Origin of the sequence: Nonomuraea sp. NPDC050547, from assembly GCF_044457345.1 — a bacterium.
Lineage (GTDB): Bacteria > Actinomycetota > Actinomycetes > Streptosporangiales > Streptosporangiaceae > Nonomuraea.
In genome coordinates, this window is sequence record NZ_JBITGW010000024.1 from 180,921 (window position 1) to 198,523 (window position 17,603).

At 72.0% G+C, this 17,603-nt stretch carries 13 protein-coding genes; 6 read left to right on the plus strand and 7 right to left on the minus strand.

Translation table 11 applies throughout. The features are described 5' to 3' along the window. The first annotated feature begins 41 nt into the window (after positions 1-41). Positions 42-1,208 carry a DUF418 domain-containing protein gene (locus ACIBHY_RS46235; protein WP_397310062.1) on the plus strand — a complete coding sequence of 389 codons (1,167 nt, stop codon included), beginning with the start codon at positions 42-44 and terminating at the stop codon, positions 1,206-1,208. A gap of 140 nt (positions 1,209-1,348) precedes the next feature. Here ACIBHY_RS46235 and ACIBHY_RS46240 read toward each other — a convergent pair whose 3' ends face one another. The 3 genes from ACIBHY_RS46240 to ACIBHY_RS46250 form a co-directional block, all read right to left on the minus strand. Next, a complete protein-coding gene (locus ACIBHY_RS46240; protein WP_397310063.1) occupies positions 1,349-1,798 on the minus strand; it encodes a hypothetical protein in 450 nt (149 codons plus the stop codon). Between the two features lie 196 nt (positions 1,799-1,994). Continuing rightward, a complete protein-coding gene (locus tag ACIBHY_RS46245) occupies positions 1,995-3,233 on the minus strand; it encodes a YncE family protein (RefSeq protein ID WP_397310064.1) in 1,239 nt (412 codons plus the stop codon). Between the two features lie 283 nt (positions 3,234-3,516). Then, a complete protein-coding gene (locus ACIBHY_RS46250) occupies positions 3,517-4,380 on the minus strand; it encodes an LLM class flavin-dependent oxidoreductase (protein ID WP_397310065.1) in 864 nt (287 codons plus the stop codon). 827 nt (positions 4,381-5,207) lie between these two features. Here ACIBHY_RS46250 and ACIBHY_RS46255 point away from each other — a divergent pair. Further along, positions 5,208-7,364, plus strand: a complete 2,157-nt coding sequence (locus tag ACIBHY_RS46255; RefSeq protein WP_397310066.1) for a transglycosylase domain-containing protein — start codon at positions 5,208-5,210, stop codon at positions 7,362-7,364. On the opposite strand, the gene ACIBHY_RS46260 is transcribed toward ACIBHY_RS46255, so the two are convergent. Beyond that, the gene (locus ACIBHY_RS46260) at positions 7,355-7,774 is read right to left on the minus strand and encodes an SRPBCC family protein (protein ID WP_397310067.1); all 420 of its coding nucleotides are present in this window, start codon (positions 7,772-7,774) and stop codon (positions 7,355-7,357) included. The genes ACIBHY_RS46255 and ACIBHY_RS46260 overlap by 10 nt on opposite strands. Before the next feature lie 22 nt (positions 7,775-7,796). On the opposite strand from ACIBHY_RS46260, the gene ACIBHY_RS46265 reads away from it, so the two are divergent. Then, positions 7,797-8,870, plus strand: coding sequence for a sensor histidine kinase (locus ACIBHY_RS46265; RefSeq protein WP_397310068.1), 1,074 nt, complete (start codon positions 7,797-7,799; stop codon positions 8,868-8,870). Here ACIBHY_RS46265 and ACIBHY_RS46270 read toward each other — a convergent pair. From ACIBHY_RS46270 to ACIBHY_RS46280, 3 genes are read right to left on the minus strand one after another with little or no spacing between them, the layout of a single operon-like run. Further along, entirely contained in the window at positions 8,851-9,495 is a 645-nt protein-coding gene (locus ACIBHY_RS46270) for a response regulator (RefSeq protein WP_397252947.1), read from the minus strand. The genes ACIBHY_RS46265 and ACIBHY_RS46270 overlap by 20 nt on opposite strands. Next, the gene (locus ACIBHY_RS46275; RefSeq protein ID WP_397310069.1) at positions 9,486-10,604 is read right to left on the minus strand and encodes a sensor histidine kinase; all 1,119 of its coding nucleotides are present in this window, start codon (positions 10,602-10,604) and stop codon (positions 9,486-9,488) included. Before ACIBHY_RS46275 ends, ACIBHY_RS46270 begins: the two co-directional genes overlap by 10 nt. Further along, on the minus strand, positions 10,588-11,205 hold the full coding sequence (locus ACIBHY_RS46280; RefSeq protein ID WP_397104894.1) for a DedA family protein: 618 nt from the start codon (positions 11,203-11,205) through the stop codon (positions 10,588-10,590). The genes ACIBHY_RS46275 and ACIBHY_RS46280 overlap by 17 nt, the downstream gene beginning before the upstream one ends. A gap of 101 nt (positions 11,206-11,306) precedes the next feature. Here ACIBHY_RS46280 and ACIBHY_RS46285 point away from each other — a divergent pair, with 101 nt between their 5' ends. The 3 genes from ACIBHY_RS46285 to ACIBHY_RS46295 are packed head-to-tail and all read left to right on the plus strand — an operon-like array spanning position 11,307 to position 17,589. Then, positions 11,307-14,015, plus strand: a complete 2,709-nt coding sequence (locus ACIBHY_RS46285; RefSeq protein WP_397310070.1) for an SNF2-related protein — start codon at positions 11,307-11,309, stop codon at positions 14,013-14,015. After that, the gene (locus ACIBHY_RS46290; RefSeq protein ID WP_397252944.1) at positions 14,012-15,106 is read left to right on the plus strand and encodes an SWIM zinc finger family protein; all 1,095 of its coding nucleotides are present in this window, start codon (positions 14,012-14,014) and stop codon (positions 15,104-15,106) included. Before ACIBHY_RS46285 ends, ACIBHY_RS46290 begins: the two co-directional genes overlap by 4 nt. Further along, entirely contained in the window at positions 15,106-17,589 is a 2,484-nt protein-coding gene (locus ACIBHY_RS46295) for a BTAD domain-containing putative transcriptional regulator (protein WP_397310071.1), read from the plus strand. Before ACIBHY_RS46290 ends, ACIBHY_RS46295 begins: the two co-directional genes overlap by 1 nt. Positions 17,590-17,603: the final 14 nt, after the last annotated feature.

A 17,603-nucleotide genomic window follows, 5' to 3' on the forward strand; every position in this document is an offset into this window, starting at 1 on the left:
AGCTCAGCTACAGTCGTGTATCTAAAGTCGAGGGGACACCCATGTCCATCGCCCCACCGCCTCCCGTCGTGGGAGCCACCCCCATCACCCAGCGCGCGCTCGCGCCCGATCTCGCCCGTGGGCTGATGCTGCTGCTCATCGCCTTAGCGCACGCGCACATGTACCTGTCCGGTCACGCGACGGGCTTTCGCGGCTACGCCCTCGACGGCGGGGTGCTGGACCGGCTGGTCGCCGGGGCGCAGATCCTGCTGGTGGACGGCCGTGCGCTGCCGATGTTCGCCGCCCTGTTCGGCTACGGCCTCGTGCGGCTCGCCGACCGGCAACTCGCCACCGGCAGGAACTGGACGCAGGCGCGCAAGGTCCTGCGCCGGCGGAGCCTGTGGCTGCTGGCGTTCGGGTTCTGCCACGCGCTGCTGCTGTTCTTCGGCGACATCCTCGGCGCGTACGGGCTGGTCGGGCTGGTGCTCGTCGGATTCGTCCGGCGCACGGACCGGTCAGTGCTCCGGGCCGCCGCCGTCGGGCTGGCGCTGCATGTCGTGGTGATGTTCGGCTTCGGGCTGCTCACCGCCTCGGCCCCCAAGGGCGATACGCCTGCCGCCATGGCCGACCCGATCGCGGCGGTGGTGATGCGGCTCATCGGGTGGTTCGGGATGACGCCGACGTACTTCGCCGCGAGCGTGGTGCCGGCCCTTCTGTTCGGGATCTGGGCGGCCAGGCGCCGCGTGCTGGAGGACCCCGCCGCGCACCGGGACCTGCTGACGCGGGTCGCCGTCGTGGGCACCGCTGTGGCCGTGGCCGGCGGAGCGCCGCTGGTGCTGGTCGACACCGGGCTCTGGATGCCGTCGGATCCGGTGGCGGTGTCGGCGTACGCGCTGCACAGCGTGAGCGGCGTCGCCGGTGGTCTGGCGTACGCGGCGATCGTTGGCCTGGTCGCCGGCCGTCGTCGAGGCGATGGTCCGGTGGTCAAGGCGCTCGCAGCGTGCGGCCAGTGGTCGCTGACCTGCTATCTCCTCCAGTCCGTGGTCTTCGTGGCACTCTTCGCGCCGTACGCGGGCGGTCTCGGCAACCGGGTCGGCGACGCCGCGGCTTCCGGCATCGCGGTGCTGACCTGGCTGAGCACCGTGGTCCTCGCCGCGCTGCTGGCACCGGGCGGGCGACGGGGACCGGCCGAGGCCGCGCTGCGGCGGCTCACCTATGGCCGCCGGTAATGCGTAGCTCGCGTGCGCATCTCGCCTGTGGCGATGGCCGGCAGAGTGGTCCGGCGCGGGCTTGCCGCCCTCGACGCCGAAGTCCTCGCGCTGCACTCGGCTGCGCGAGGACTTCGCGGTCCGCGCCGGGTTGGAGTGGCTCAGTCGTCGCCGAACAGGGCGATCAGCTCCAGCAGCTTGATGACGTCCGCCCTGAGTTCGCTGTCGGGCAGGTCACTTCCTGAGAGAGAGTACTTTCCCTTGAATTTTTTGGGCGCCTCGGACGGCTTGGCCTCGGTTTCGTTGATGGTGAAGAAGTAGTTTCCGTTGTAGGTGCTGCCCGTAATCGTGAGATGGGCGCTGTTGAAATAGAAACTCTCGTCCGAGCCGTCCAGCGGGCTGAGGCTGATGTGGCCGTTGTACCACTTTCCCTTGATCTTGTACTGGAGTCCCTCCAGGAAGGACTGGTCCCCGCTGCCGCCGTCCGTACGCGTCTTACCTTCGGCGATGCGTAGCGAGTCGAAAGTCCACGCGCTCCAGTCGAAGGTTTTGAAGGTGGTGATCGCCTGCGAGATGGTGCGGCTGGAACGTTCCTGTACACCGTCGGTCACGTCGACTCCTTCGTCGCCACGGAGAAACAAGAAATGCATCGTGCGCCCCGCTCACGTTCTCGTCAAGGACTTTTTCTGGAGTTCCTGTGTCATCCCATGGGGCAACGAATGATAGAGCCTCTCGGTGCTTACTCCCTTGGTGGCCTTTCGGTTCGCGGGGCATCAGGCAGGGTGGGTGGTCGACTCCGGTGGCCTGTCAGGGATGGGCGGCGTGGTGGAGCGATCGGAGACCTGGGACGGGGATGCCGGCTTGCTGGGTTCCCTTTTCGTCCAGGGCGATTACGCGGTCGCCGACGCCGGCCAGCAGTTGCCCGTTCAGTGTGGCCAGGCCACGCGCGGGGCCAGGCAACTGCCAGGTTCCGCGCGGCGCCAGCGTGGCCGGGTCGGCCAGTTGTAGGGAGGTGCCGGCCGCGAGGTAGAGGTGCTGGTCGTCGGCCAGCGCGTATGCCTCGCCTGTGTGCTTGGCGCCGAAGGCGGTGCGTTTCACGGTGAGGTCTGTTGTGTCGGCCTGGGCGATGCGGCCGCTGGTGGCGTCGTAGACGAAGAGGGTGCGGCCGTCGGGGCTGAGCGCCAGGGTGTGCGCCTTCGGTGGGCCCAGGCCGAACGGCTGTGGCAGGTCGAGGCAGTACGCCCACCGCTGGTCCAGTTGGAGGACGTGGACAAAGGCATGCACGCCGGGCGCGGAGTCGCCGCCCGCGATCAGGTCGCGGGTGTGCAGGTGGTCGGGCTGATGGGTGTAGAGCGTGTAGAGGACCCCCGCGTCCGCGTCCAGGACCGCCTGGCGGCCCTGCCCGCGCATCTCCTCCTCCCTGCCCTCCGGCACGGGTTTCTTGTCGCGCGTGTTGAGGGGTTTCGGGGTGCCCGAGGGCAGGTCCAGCACGCGTACCCGGTAGCGGTCTGGCTTGTCGGGTGGCAGGTATTCCAGGACGTACATGACCTGGCCGTCGGTGGAGAAGGCCTCCGGCTCGACGTTGCCGCCGAGCCGGAGGTCGCGCCCGCCGTCCGGTCCGGCCAGGGAGATGAGGGTGCTGGTACGCGGGCCGGGCGGCGGGCCGACGGCGACGAGCTCTCCCGAGCGGGAGACCGCCTTGACCTGCGTGCCGCTGACAGGTGCCTCGCGGCGCACCTTGCCGCTCGGGAGGTCGAGCACGCGCAGCCGCCCGTCCTTCACCTGGTGCAGTCGTTCCCAACCGGCATCCGGTACGGCCTCGCCGTACTCGCGGATCTGCTTGCCGGTGGCCAGGTCCACGGCGACCAGCCCGGACGCGGTGCTGGCATACAGCGTCCCCGCGAGTCCGGTCGTCCTGGCGGGCGGTGGTGGACTCACGGGCTTGGCGGCCGCGGGTTCGGCCTGGCTTGCGGCACAGGCGGACAGGGCGGGCAGGGTGGCCAGGGCGAGCCCCCCGGCCAGCAGTTCACGTCGCGTCGTCCTCACACCTGCCCTACACCGCCCGGCCACGAAAGGTTCGGCGCCTTGACTGCCGGAGCTCGAACTCCCCACCGACAGGTCGTGAGGCGTTCGCCTCGCCTCTGTCACTGCTTGAGGTGAGGAGTTCAGCATCCCGATCGGCGCTACCAGGGGTGACACGTCGTCCGCCTTCTCCCGACCGCCCGGTCGCTGTGTATCCGTCGCTGCCGGGGAAGGAAGGGTTGAGCGCCGTGCCTGGTGCTGCCCAGGGTGTAACCGCTTGGCTGCTAAAGGCCGCTGCTTCTTGGTGCTAGGTGGCCGGTGGGCCGTGTTCGATGCGGCGTAGGACCGGGACCAGCTTGTCCAGGGTGTCACCGCCGATGTGCTGGCGTTCGTCCCACCAGGTGACGCCCTCCTCGGCCAAGGGCGCGATGACGGCCCGTGCCTGCGTGGGGTCCGTGGGGGTGACGCCGCCGGCGACGATGTCGAAGGGGCCGGTCCGGTTCAGGCGGGCGCGTTCTTCGCGGGTGAAGGCGATCAGGTCGCGTACCTCCTGTACGTGTGGGGGTTGTCCGTGTCTGGCGGACTCGAACAGCGGGACCGCGCCGTCCCAGCGGGCCGCGCGGCGCATGGGGCGGCGGTTCGGCCAGTAGCCGGCCACCCACACGGGCGGGCGGGGCTGCTGAACGGTGGCCGGTAGCAGCGCCACGTCGTGAGCCTCGAAAAAGCGGCCCTTGTGGGTGACCGGCTCGCCGCTCCAGTAGCGCGCCATCAGGTCGAGGCCCTCATCGAGGCGTGCGGCCAGTTCGATCGGGTCGGTGCTCTCTCCGAACGCGCCGTACTCATCCTCGATCGGCGCGCCCAGACCCGCGCCGAAGATGACCCGGCCGGTGCTGAGGGAGTCGAGGGTGGCGACCTGGCGGGCGAGTTGCTGGGGGCGGCGCCTGGCCACCGGGGTGACCAGGGTGCCCAACCGGAGGCGGGTCGTAGCCAGTGCGGCGGCGGTCAACAGCATCCAGGGGTCGCCGAAGGGGGTGCGTTGCTTGCGGTGTACCACGTGGTCCCAGACGAACAACGCGTCCCAGCCGGACTCTTCGGCAGCCGCGGCGACCTTGGCCACGTTCCTGGCGTCGGCGAACTCCCCGAAGTTCGGGATGTTGATCGAAAAGCGCATCTTCGCATCCTGTCCGACGGGCGAACGACCCGGCAATCGACAGGCCGCACTCGCCTCCCTGGCAACCTGACAACCCGCACGCCGGACGACCGCCGCCCCAACCACGTGCCGGACAACCTGGTAAGCGTCCACCGGAGTGGCCTGGCCGTGTCAGGTGCTGGGAAGCCGGACAACCCGGCGTGAAGCCGCCCTGCCGGGCAACCGGGCAACCGGGCGTGAAGCCGCCCTGCCGGGCAACCGGGCAACCGGGCGTGACGTCGTCTGCCGGTGCGGACTGACAGCGGGGGTGGCCGGGAAATCGGACAACCCGGCGTGAAGCCGCCCGCCGAGGGAGCCGGACCATCGGGCGTGATGTCGTCTGCCGGGGCAGCCTGACAGCGGGGGACGCCGGGCAGCGGGTGGCCGAGCAGCGGGGTGACCGGGCAGCATGGGTGGCCGGGCAGCATGGGTGGCCGAGCAGCATGGGTGGCCGGGCAGCATGGGTGGCCGGGCAGCATGGGTGGCCGGGCAGCATGGGTGGCCGGGCAGCATGGGTGGCCGAGCAGCCTGACAACCCGTCTGGCGGGGGCATGGCGTTGGTCGGCAAGGCAGGCTCGTGGTGGGGCTGGCTGGGGGTGGGTGGGGTCTGCTGTTGGCGAGGGCTGGGGTGGGGGTGGGTAACCTGCTGGCATTCGGGGGCCAAGGTTGCATCGAGGCATCGGGAACCATTGAAAGACCTGCGACGATAGCCGTTTCGTCATCGCCGGATGGCGGATATCGGTCTTGGACATGTCCCTGCCCGATCTGGTCTTATTTGATGCGCAATTTCGGGGAACGGGGGGCACGGGGTGGGGAAGCGGGCTGGTCGGAGCGTCGCGCAGCTGGCGGGGGTGGGGCTGGCGGCGGGGGTCGTCGCGGCGGGGCTTGGGGCGCTGCCCGTCGGGGGCGCGGGTATGGCGATCATGGCGGCCACCGATGAACTGCAACCCGTGGAGCTCAAGGAGCCGCCGCTGGCGGAGAAGTCCACGCTTCTGGACGCTGCGGGCAAGCCCATCGCGCAGTTCTATGAGGTCTATCGCGAGATCGTTCCCCTGGCCGACGTGGCCGAGACGATGAAGACGGCGATCATCGCGATCGAGGACTTCCGCTTCTACGAGCACGGCCCGATCGACTTCCAGGGCATGGCCAGGGCGCTGGCCAAGAACCTGTCGGCGGGCGGGGTCAGCGAGGGCGGCTCGACGATCACCCAGCAGTACGTCAAGCAGGTGCTCCTGACCCAGGCCCGGACCAAGGAGGAGAAGGCCAAGGCCCTGGAGACCAGCTACGCCCGCAAGCTCAACGAGCTGCGCTACGCCATGTCCGTGGAGCAGAAGTACACCAAAGACCAGATTCTCGAGAAATATCTGAACATCGCGTACTTCGGTGCCGGTGCCAACGGCGTCGAAGCCGCCGCCAAACGGTTCTTCGGCGTCCCGGCGGCCAAGCTCACGCTCGGGCAGGCGGCCACGCTGGCGGGAGCCGTACAGTCGCCGAGCAACACCGACCCCTCGGTCAGCAAGGCCCACCGCGCGCGGCTGCTGGAACGCAGGAACGTCGTCCTGGACCGGATGGCCGGCCTCGGCAGGATCTCCAAGGAGGACGCGGCGGCCGCCAAGGCCAAGAAGCTCGGTTACAAGGGCGTGCCGCTGCCCGGCGGTTGCGAGTCCAGTTCGTACGCCTACTTCTGCCTGTACGCGCGCAACGAGATCCTCAACGACCCGTCCTTCGGCAAGACCAGGACCGCCCGCAAGCACTTCCTGGAGCGCGGCGGGCTGACGATCCGCACGACGCTCGACCGCCGCATGCAGGCCGCCGCCGACCGCGCGATCAAGAAGCGGGTGTACGCCACCGACAACCCGGTGGCAGCCGAGGCGCTCGTCCAGCCGGGCACCGGCAAGATCAAGGCGATGGCGGCCAGCCGCGAGTACGGCAGCGGCAAGAACCAGATGTCCTACAACCTGGTGGCCGACGTCGCCCACGGCGGCGGGACCGGCTTCCAGCCTGGATCGACGTACAAGACGTTCACGCTGGTCACCGCGTTGCAGCAGGGCATGCGGGTCAACGACGGGATGACCGTGGGAGCCGGTTACCGCGCGCCCGGCTACTCCACGTTCAAGAACTGCAAGGGCGGCAACGTCGGCGACCCCACGCACACCGTCACCAACGACGAGGGCTCCGGCGGGTACAAGACGCTGCAGACCGGGACGTGGGGCTCGGTCAACACGTTCTTCCTGGAGCTGGAGCAGCGGGTCGGGCTCTGCGAGACGGTCAAGACCGCCAAGGCGCTCGGCAGCAAGCGGGCCGACGGCAAGCCGCTGGGCGAGTACCAGACGTTCACGCTCGGGATCAACGAGAGCGACCCGGTGACGGTGGCCGCCTCGTACGCGGCGCTGGGCGCCCGGGGCAAGTACTGCGCGCCGATGGCCATCACCGCGATCACCGACCGCGACGGCAAGAAGACGGCCTACGAGCCGGAATGCCGCCAGGCGATCGACCCCGAGGTGGCCGACGCGACCGCGCACGTGCTGTCGGGGGTGTTCACCAAGGGCACGATGCGCGGGGTGGGCGGCATCGGACGTCCGGCCGCGGGCAAGACGGGCACGACCGACGACTACGCGGCCGCCTGGTTCGCCGGGTTCACCCCTGATCTGGCGGCCGCGGTCAGCATCGGCGACCTGCGCGGCGCGCAGCGCTACAAGCTGACCGGCGTCACGATCGGCGGCCGGTACTACGGCCTGGTGGCCGGGGCCACGATCTCGGGGCCGATCTGGCAGGAGACGATGGTGGAGGCGCTCAAGGGGGTGCCCCAGACGCCGTTCACGCCGCTCAACACCGCCCGCTTCGGCGGCGGCGAGCCGCCGCCCAGCCAGGACGAGCCGACGAGCGACGAAGAGCCGTCGGACGACGAAGAGCCGCGACAGGACGACGAGGGGCCCCTGCCGAACGAGGACGTACCTCAGCGCTGAGCCAGCTCCCCCAGCCTGAGCAGCGACCGCCGGGCCAGCAACACGGTCGCCGCGTGCACCACCGGCCAGCCCGGCAGCGCCCACCGGGGCACCTGGACCCGCTCGGCCCACACCACCCGGCACCATCGCGGGCCGAGCGGCCGTACCCGGAAGGCGCCTTCCCCGCGCACGACCGTCCCGGTGTGCTCCACCCGCACCCGGTGCGGCGGCTCCCACTCGGTGATGGTCATCGTGTCGAGGAAGCCGAATGGCCTGATCCCGGTGTAGGCCTCGATCATGTCCGACCCGGCCTGCCAGGCGTCGGTCATGAACATCCACTCGTGGTGGCGTGGCCAGTCGGTGATGAGGGCGAAGACGTCCTCGGCCGGTGCGTCCAGCTCGACGGCCACGGCGGCGTACCTGAGGCTCATCAACCCAGCCTACGGTGGATGGATGCAAGGAGATCGCCAGCCCGGACTCAAGGGGTTTCTCGGCTTCGGCCTGCTCGGCGTGGGCGTGCTCTGGGACTGCCTGGCCGGGGTCTACCAGCCGGTGTGGGCGGCCTGGGCGGGGCTGGCGCTCACGCTGGGCCTGTACGCGCTGCTGATCCTGGCTCCGCTGCCGGTCGCCGCCGCCCGCTGGGTGGTGGGCGCGATGGCGGCCGTGGTGACGGGCATGGCGCTGGTCTACGCGAACGGCTGGTTCTACCTGTTCCCGTTGCTCGCGCTGGCCTGCGCGCTGGTGCTTCAGGGCCGGGCCGTCCATCTCGCGCTGGGCGCGCTGGCGGCCGTGACCGCGTTCGCGGTGTGGCGCGGCGGTGAGGGGATCGGGCCGATCATGGGCTTCGCCTGGGGGTCGTTCAGCACGGGCGTGGTGATGGCGGCGTTCCTGCGACTGCACGTCGTGATCGCCGAGCTGAACCGCACCCGGGAACGGCTGGCCGAGGCGGCCGTGGCCGAGGAACGGCTGCGCTTCTCCCGGGATCTGCACGACCTGCTGGGCCACACGCTCTCGGTGATCGTGGTGAAGGCCGAGGCGGTGCGGCGGCTGGCCGTACGCGATCCGGAGCAGGCGGCGCGGCAGGCGTCCGACATCGAGTCGGTGGGCCGGCAGGCGCTGACCGAGGTACGCGAGGCGGTGACCGGCTACCGCGAGGTCAGCCTGGCGGCGGAGCTGGAACGCGTCCGCGAGGCGCTGCGGGCGGCGGGCGTGGAGGTGGTCGTGCGCCGCGACGGCGCGCCGCGCTCCGCGCAGGCCGAGGCGCTGCTGTCGTGGGTGGCCCGCGAGGCGGCCACGAACATCCTGCGCCACAGCACGGCCGCCCACGCGGTCTTCGAGGTTTCCGGCGCCGCGCTCACGGTCCGCGACGACGGCGCGCCCAAGCATCAGGACCGGCCACCGGGCGGCGGCCTGCGCGGCCTGTCGGAACGCCTGACCAGGGCCGGGGGCAGCGTCGAGGCCGGTCCGCTGCCCGGCGGCGGCTACGAGGTGCGGGCGAGCCTGCCCGTCACGACTGCAGATAGCTGAGCACGGCCAGCACGCGCCGGCTGTAGCCGGTGGTGTGGGAGAGGCTCAGCTTGTCGAAGACGGCGTTGACGTGCTTTTCCACGGCGCTCTGCGAGACGTGCAGCGCCTGGGCGATCGAGGCGTTGGTCAGCCCCTGGGCCATGTGCTCCAGCACCTGCCGTTCGCGCGCGGTCAGGCGTGAGAGCGGGTCGGTGTGGCTGGTGCGGGCCAGAAGCTGGCGGACCACCTCCGGGTCGAAGGCGGCGCCGCCCTCCCCCACCCGCTCCAGCGCGTCGAGGAAGTCGGCCACCTGCGCCACCCGGTCCTTCAGCAGGTAGCCGACGCCGTCGACGCTGCCGGTCATGAGCTCGGTGGCGTACTTCTTCTCGACGTACTGCGACAGGACCAGCACCTTGACCGACGGCCAGCGGCGCCGGATCTCCAGCGCCGCGCGCAGGCCCTCGTCGGTGTGGGTGGGCGGCATGCGCACGTCGACGACGACGATCTCCGGCTCGTGCTTCTCGACGGCCTCGATGAGCGCCTGCCCGTCGCCGACGGCCGCGGGCACCTCGTGGCCTTCCTCGTGCAGCAGCCGTACGAGGCCCTCGCGCAGCAGCGTGGAGTCCTCGGCCAGGATCACCCGCATGGCAGCTCCGCGGTGATCACGGTGGGCCCGCCGGCCGGGCTGTCCACGAGGAGCCTGCCGTCGATCGCGGCCACGCGCCGCTCCAGCCCGGACAGTCCCCCGCCCGTGGGTACGGCTCCGCCGCACCCGTCGTCTTCGATACGCACGACGACCATTGTCCCGTCCTGCCGGATCTCCACGCTCACCCCGGTGGCCGCGGCGTGCTTGGCGGCGTTGGTCACCGTTTCCGAGACGACGAAGTAGGCGGCGGTCTCCACGGCCATCGGCGGGCGCACGGCCAGGTCGCAGCGGATGTGCACGGGGACGCTCGAACGTTCGGCGACCCCGGCCAGCGCGTCTGCCAGGCCGAGGGTGTCCAGCCCGCTGGGGTAGACGCGCCAGGCGACCTCGCGCAGTTCGGCCAGCGCCCGTTGCGCGTCCTCGTGCGCCTGGGCCAGCAGGTCGGTCTTGCCGCCGCGGCGGGCGCGGCCGATGAGCATGGACAGCGCGACCAGGCGTTGCTGCAGCCCGTCGTGCAGGTCGCGCTCGATCCTGCGCCGCTCGGCGTCGACGGCGGCCACGATGCCCGCCCTGGTCTCGGCCAGTTGCTCGATGCGCCGGATGAGCGCGGCGGTGGGGTCGGGGGCGAGCATTCTGCGGGCCAGGTGGCGCTCGACCACGCGCACGCCCACAAGTCCCGAAATATCGAGGAAAAGCAGGACGATGCCGATGAGGCCGAGGTAGAGCAGCAGCGGGACCGTGGGCAGCATCCCGTCGTACGGTTCGTTGTGCGCCCACGCCCAGCCCGCGCGGAGCCCGGTCGCGATTCCGAGTTCCAGCAGCGACAGCACGAGGCCGCCGAGCAGCCCGAGCGGCACCCTCGCCGCCAGATAGGCCATGGCCCGCCCGGCGTCGGCGATCTCGTCCACCGGCACCCGCAGCCGCCGCGCCTCGGCCCGCGCGAGCCACAACGCCGCCCGGTCCAGCGCGGTGGGCGAGGTGGCCCCGCCCACCTTCCGGAAGGCGCGGACCGGCGCGCCGACGATCAGGAAGACGAGCTCGGCCACCGCGGTGAGGGTGCCGAGCGCGATCTCCCAGAGCAGGCGCAGCGCGTCAGCGACGCGCCCCATGCTTGCCTTTCCGCCGCTCGCTGAGCCGCATGCCGATGAAGATCAGCACGGCGAGCACCGCGAGGCCGAGCACCACCTTGCTTCCGATCCCCACGTACGCCTCGACCAGGTGCCAGCTCTCCCCCAGGTAGTAGCCGGCGAGCACGAAGATGGAGTTCCAGATCGCGCTGCCTGCCAGCGTGAGCAGGGTGAAGGTGGGCAGCGGCATCCGCTCCACACCGGCCGGGACCGAGATGAGGCTGCGGAAGATGGGGATCATCCGCCCGAAGAAGACCGTCTTCTTCCCGTGCTTCTGGAACCAGGCCTCGGTCTTCTCGATGTCGGAGATCTTCACCAGCGGCAGCTTGCCCGCCAGGCGCAGGGTGCGTTCGCGGCCCAGCATGGCGCCCACCCAGTACAGCGCCAGCGCCCCGACCACCGAGCCCAGCGTCGTCCAGACCAGCGCGTCGATGAGATCCATCTCACCACGGCTGGCGGTGAAACCGGACAGCGGCAGGATCACCTCACTCGGCAGCGGTGGGAAAAGGTTCTCCAGCGCGATCGCGAGGCCCGCCCCTGGTGCGCCCAGGGTCTCCATGAGGTCAACCACCCAGTCCGTCATGTCATGAAGGCTAGGCAAGATCCGGGTAAAGCGAGAATGAGGCGTACTCCCGAATCGTGGTGGGGTAAACCACAGGTCCGCGTACCGTACACTGTACGGCTGTGACTTCCTTGGTACGGCATGCCGTCGTCTTCGAGCCCGGCGATCCCCCACGAGCAGGGACGATGGCCTTCCTCGTCCCCGACGGCGAAGACGGCGTCACGGTGGCCGAGCAGGATGGCGGCGCGGTGCGGACGCTCCGGGTTCCGGCGCGCAGAATTCCCGTTTCGGAAGCGGTCGCCGTGCTCGCCAGGGCCAGGACCGACCACGAGGCGCACCCGGCGGCCCGCTTCTGGGGCGCCGCGGCGCTGGTGGCGCTCCAGCTGGTGACCAGGGGGCGGATCCTGCCCGGGGTGTCGGCCGGGGACCACGACGCGTGGCGGGCGGGGCCGTTCGACGCCGCCGACGTGGCCAGGGTCAGGGAACTTGCCGACGCCATGCCCGCCGCGGCGCGCGCCGTACCACTGGAGGAAGGCCCTGAAGGGCCGGTGCTGCCCGACGCGGAGAGTCTCGTGCGGGCCTTCCTCGACGCGGTCGCCGACGCGATGCCGCGCTCGCCCGGCGCGGTGCGCGCGACGGGAACCTCCGCGTTCGCGGCGCTGCGCCCGGTGAAGGTGCCGCAGTTGCGCCCGTGGGCGGAGGAGGTCGCCGCGGGCCTCGACTCCGGGGTACGGCTGTCGCTGCGCCTGGAGTGCGACGACCCGGCCGGATCGGAGTTCCGCGCCGTGGTCCAGCTCCACAGCCTGGCCGACCCCTCACTCGTGGTCGACGCGGCGGACCTGTGGGCCGGTGAGGACCCCGGCTTCGGCGCCCGCGCCAGGATCGAGACGCTCATCGCCGTGCGCCGTGCCGCCAAGGCCTGGACCCGGCTGGAACGACTGCTGGAGAGCGCCGTCCCCGACGAGCTCATCCTGACCGACGGTGACGTCGAAGAACTGCTGGCCGGGGCGTCCACCCGGCTGACCGGCGCCGGCGTGGACGTGCACTGGCCCAGGTCGATGGTGCGCGGGCTCAGCGCCCGCGCCGTGCTCGGCGAGAGCGAGCAGGCGCCTTCCGACCTGCCGTCCTACCTGGGCGGTGCCCAGCTGACCAGCTTCAACTGGCAGCTCGCGCTCGGCGGGCAGCGGCTGACGGCGGCCGAGATGGACCAGCTCGCCGAGTCGCACCGCCCGGTCGTCCGGCTGCGCGACCAATGGGTGCTCATCGACCCCGACGTCGCCCTCAAGGCCCGCCAGCGCGAGCTCAAGCCGCTGAACGGCATCGACGCCCTGGGCGCCGCGCTGACCGGCACGGTCGAGGTCGACGGCGAGCAGGTCGAGGTCGAGCCGAGCGCCTGGCTGCTGGAGCTGCGCGACCGGCTGGCCGAGCCGGAGGAGATCGGCGTGCCGGCCGGGCTGGCCGCGACGCTGCGTGACTACCAGTTCCGCGGCCTGCGCTGGCTGGCCAGGATGTCCTCGCTGGGCCTGGGCGCGTGCCTGGCCGACGACATGGGGCTGGGCAAGACGATCACGCTGATCGCTCTTCACCTGCACCGGGGCGGTGGTCCCACGCTGGTGGTCTGCCCGGCCTCGTTGCTGGGCAACTGGGAGCGGGAGATCACCCGGTTCGCGCCGGGGGTCCAGGTGCGGCGCTATCACGGTACTAATCGCGATTTGTCTGACGAAGGCTTTGTTCTCACGACTTATGGGACGATGCGGTTGGACGCCGAGAAGCTGGCCGCCCACCCGTGGGACCTGCTCGTCGCCGACGAGGCCCAGCACGTCAAGAACCCCGCCTCCAGCACCGCCAAGGCGCTGCGCGACATCCCCGCCGCGGCCCGTGTCGCGCTGACCGGCACCCCGGTCGAGAACAACCTGTCCGAGCTGTGGGCGATCCTCGACTGGACCACGCCCGGCCTGCTGGGCTCGCTGGCCCGCTTCCGCGCCCGCTGGGCGAAGCCGGTCGAGTCCGGCGACTCCGTGGCGGCCGAGCGGCTGGCCAGGCTGGTCGGGCCGTTCCTGCTGCGGCGCCGTAAGTCCGATCCCGGCATCGCGCCCGAACTGCCGCCCAAGACCGAGACCGACCGGCCCGTGCCGCTCACCACCGAGCAGGCCGCGCTCTACGAGGCGGTCGTGCGCGAGATCATGGCGCAGATCGAGTCCGCCGAGGGCATGGCCAGGCGCGGGCTGATCGTCAAGCTCCTGACCGGGCTCAAGCAGATCTGCAACCACCCCGCCCAGTACCTGCACGAGGCGGCGCCCCAGCTCACCGGCCGCTCGGGCAAGCTGGAGCTCCTCGACGAACTGCTCGACACCATCACCGCCGAGGACGGCGCCGTACTGGTCTTCACCCAGTACGTGGCCATGGCCAGGCTGCTGGAGAAGCACCTGACCGGACGGGGCGTCACCACCCAGCTCCTGCACGGCGGCACCCCGGTGCCCAAACGCGAGGAGATGGTCCAGCGCTTCCAGGACGGCGAGGTCCCGGTCTTCCTGCTCTCCCTCAAGGCCGCCGGAACCGGGCTCAACCTGACCCGCGCCGACCACGTCATCCACTTCGACCGCTGGTGGAACCCGGCCGTGGAGGACCAGGCCACCGACCGCGCCTACCGCATCGGCCAGACCCGGCCCGTCCAGGTCCACCGGCTGATCACCGAAGGCACCATCGAGGACCGCATCGCCGAGATGCTCACCGCCAAGCGCTCGCTGGCCGAGGCCGTGCTGGCCGGCGGCGAGGCCGCCCTCACCGAACTCACCGACGCCGAACTCGCGACCCTGGTGGAGCTGAGATGACCGCCGTCAAGGGATTCCCCGCCTTCCCGCCGCAACGCGCCGGCGCCCGCTTCGCCACCTCCTGGTGGGGCCGGGCGTGGATCAAGGCCATGGAGGACACCTCCCTGGACCACACACTCCTGCGCAAGGGCCGTGCCTACGCCAAGACCGGGCAGGTCGGGCCCATCGCCGTCTCACCCGGACGGCTGGTCGCCACGACCGAGGGCGAGTACGACACCGTCGTCCGCGTCGCCCAGCTCACCGACGCCGAATGGGAACGTTTCCTCGACCAGGTGGCCGCCCAGTCCGGGCACATCGCCGCGCTCCTGGACGGGGAGGTGCCGCACGCCCTGGTCGAAGCGGCCGAAGACGCCGCCGTCCCGCTGCTGCCGACCGTCGGCGACCTGGAGCCGGAGTGCGACTGCCCCGACTGGGGGCATCCGTGCAAGCACGCGGCCGCCTTGTGCTACCAGGCGTCCTGGCTGCTGGACGGCGATCCGTTCATGCTGCTTCTGCTGCGGGGGCGGGGCCGTACCGACCTGCTGGAGGCCCTTCAGCTGCGCGACGCCCCCACACCCGCCGCGACGGGCATCTCGGCGTTGGCGGCGTTCTCGCTCGGCGTCCCGCCGCTGCCCGCGCCGCCGCCGGTCGCGGTGGAGTACGTCCCGCTGGAGCTGGAGGAGGCCGCCGGCGTGGACGTCGCGGCCCTGAAGGTGCTGGCCGCCTCGGCGTCCGCGCGGGCGCGCGAGCTGCTGTCGGGCGGCAGCCCCGCCGTCCTCACCGAACGCCAGGACCGCGTGCGGCTGGCCGCCGAGCACGACCTGGACATCGGCGACGCGCCCGCGGTCCTCGCCTGGCAGTACGGCGGGCCGGCCGGCCTGGAGGTGCTGGAACACGCCTGGACCCCCGGCAGGCAGGAACTGGCCAGGGCCGAGGCCGCCTGGCAGCGCGAGGAACTGCCGCCCGTCCAGGCCGCCCGCAACCGCTGGACTTTGGGTTCTCTGCAGTTGCGCCTGGGCAAGGACGGCCGCTGGTATCCGTTCACGCTGCGCGAGGGCGAGTGGTGGCCCTCCGGAGCACCGGAACGCGACCCCGCGGCGCTCGCCTACTGATGACCGGCGTCCGGATCGGCCTGCTCGGGCCGACGACCCTGTCCGGGGTCGTCGCCCTGCCGGGACGGCCCCGGACGCTGCTGGCCCGGCTGGCGCTCGACGCCGGCCGCCAGGTGGCCGTCGACGCGCTGACAGAGGCGGTGTGGCCGGACAGGCTGCCTGACCATCCCGTGCGGGCGTTGCAGTCGCTGGTGTGGCGGTTGCGCGGCGCGCTGCCGGACGGCCTGGAGTCCGGGCAGGGCTGGTACCGGCTGAACGTCGAGGCGTCCTCGGTGGACGCGCACCTGTTCGAGCGGCTCGCCCTCGAAGGCGGCCGGGCGCTGCGGGAGGGCCGGGCGCGGACCTCGGAAAGGCTCCTGGGCGAGGGGCTCGCGCTGTGGCGGGGTGACGCTCTCGCCGACGTGGCCGACTCGCCGTTCGCCGGTGCGGCGGCCCGGCGGCTGCGGGAGGCCCGGCTGACGGCGACGGAGGACTGGATCGAGGCTGGGCTCGTGGCGGGGGCGGAGCCGTCCCGGCTGGTGGCGCTGCTGGAGGAGCACACGGCCACGCACCCGGTGCGCGAGCGTGCGCACGGGCTGCTGATGCGGGCGCTGCGCGCGGACCTGCGGCCGAGCGAGGCTCTGGCGGCCTACGAGCGCTTCCGGGTACGGCTCGCCGACGACCTCGGCGCCGATCCCGGCCCCGAGCTGGCGGCGATCCACGCGGCGTTGTTGCGCGGCTCGCCCGGCGCCGCCGAAGTGCGGGCGCGTGGCAGCCTGCGGGCGCCGCTGACCGCGATCGTGGGGCGGGAGGAGGACCGGCGCCGGGTGGGTGAGCGGCTGGCGGGCGCGCGGCTGGTCACGCTGACCGGTCCGGGAGGGGTGGGAAAGTCGCGGCTGGCCGCGGCCGTGGCCGGGGATCTCCGCACCGGCTTTCCCGGCGGCGTGTGGTGGGCGGATCTGGGTGCGGTGGCCGGTGACGACGACGTGCCCGCGGCGGTGGCGACCGCCGCCGGGCTGCGCGAGTCACTGCCGCCGAGCCCGGTACGCGACGTGATCGCGCGCCTGGCCGAGGCGTTCGCCGGCCCGCCCGCGCTGATCGTGCTGGACGGATGTGAGCACGTGGTCGACGCCGCCGCCCGGCTGGCGGGTGAGCTGCTCGGGCGCTGTCCCCGGCTGACGGTTCTGGCGACCAGCAGGGAGCGGCTAGGCCTGGCCGGGGAGGCGCTGTGGCCGGTGCGCCCCCTGCCCGTTCCCGGGCCGGGCGAGGACGAGGCGGCCAGTCCCGCCGTGCGGTTGTTCGCCGAGCGGGCCGCCGAGGCCGACCCCGACTTCGCCTTGTTGTCAGGCAACCTGGCCCTGGTGGTCGGCGTCTGCCGGGAGCTGGACGGGCTGCCGCTGGCGCTCGAACTGGCCGCCGCCCGGCTCCGGCACGTGAGCTTGGAGCAGCTGGCCGCCCGCCTGGGCGACCGCTTCGGGGTGCTGGTCGGCGGCAGCCGTACCGGCTCGCCCCGGCACCGCACGTTGCGCGCGGTCGTCGACTGGAGCTGGAACCTCCTCGACGAACCCCAGCGCCATCACGCGGCCAGGCTCGCGGTGTTCGCCGGGACGTTCTCCGAGCCGAGCGCGGCGTGGCTGGGCGTGTCCGCGGAGACGCTGACCGAGCTGGCCGACCGCTCGCTGATCGCCGCGCACGCCGGCCGCTACCGGATGCTCGACACGATCCGCGCCTACGGCCGCGAACGCCTGGACGAGCGCGGCGAGCTGCAGGAGGCGCAGCGCGAGCACGCCGCCTGCTTCCTGGACCTGGCCGAACGCGCCGCCCCGCACCTCCGCGGCCCAGGGCAGCGCCGGTGGACGGCGGACCTGGCCGCCGACCGGGACAACCTGCTGCTGGCCTTCCACCACGCCCGCGAACACGGCGACGCCGCCACAGCGCTCCGCCTGGCGCTGGCACTGGAGGCGTTCTGGGCCGGCCACGACGACCACGCCCAGACCGCCACGCGCCTGCGCGCCGCCCTGCTGGTGCCGGGTCCGGCGCCAGAAAGCGCGCGAGCGGCCGCGACGGCCTGGTGCCTGTTCCACGCCCACCTGTGCGAACAACCCGCCAGAGCCGCGGACCTCCCCCCGGCCCCGTCCCCGAACGGCCGGGTGGAGGACACGATCATCCACGCGCTGACGACCGGCGACCTGTCCGCCCTCGCGCGCGGGCGACCGCATCCCGATCCGTGGACGCGCGGCAGGCTCTCGGTGGTGGAGGCCATGCTGCACGACCGCGCCGGCGACGCCCCCGCGATGCGCCACCACCTGGCCGCGGCGGCGCGAGCCTTCCGCGAGGCAGGCGGCGGCTGGGAGGCGGCCATGGCCCTGGCCTACCTCGCCGCAGAACACACCAGAGCCGGCGACCACCACGAGGCCGGCGCCGCCCGCACCCAGGCTCTCGCCCTGGCCCACGACCTGAACATCACCGATCAGGTACGGCAGGCGTGGGCGGAAGCCGGTTGAGAGCGATCTGAGAG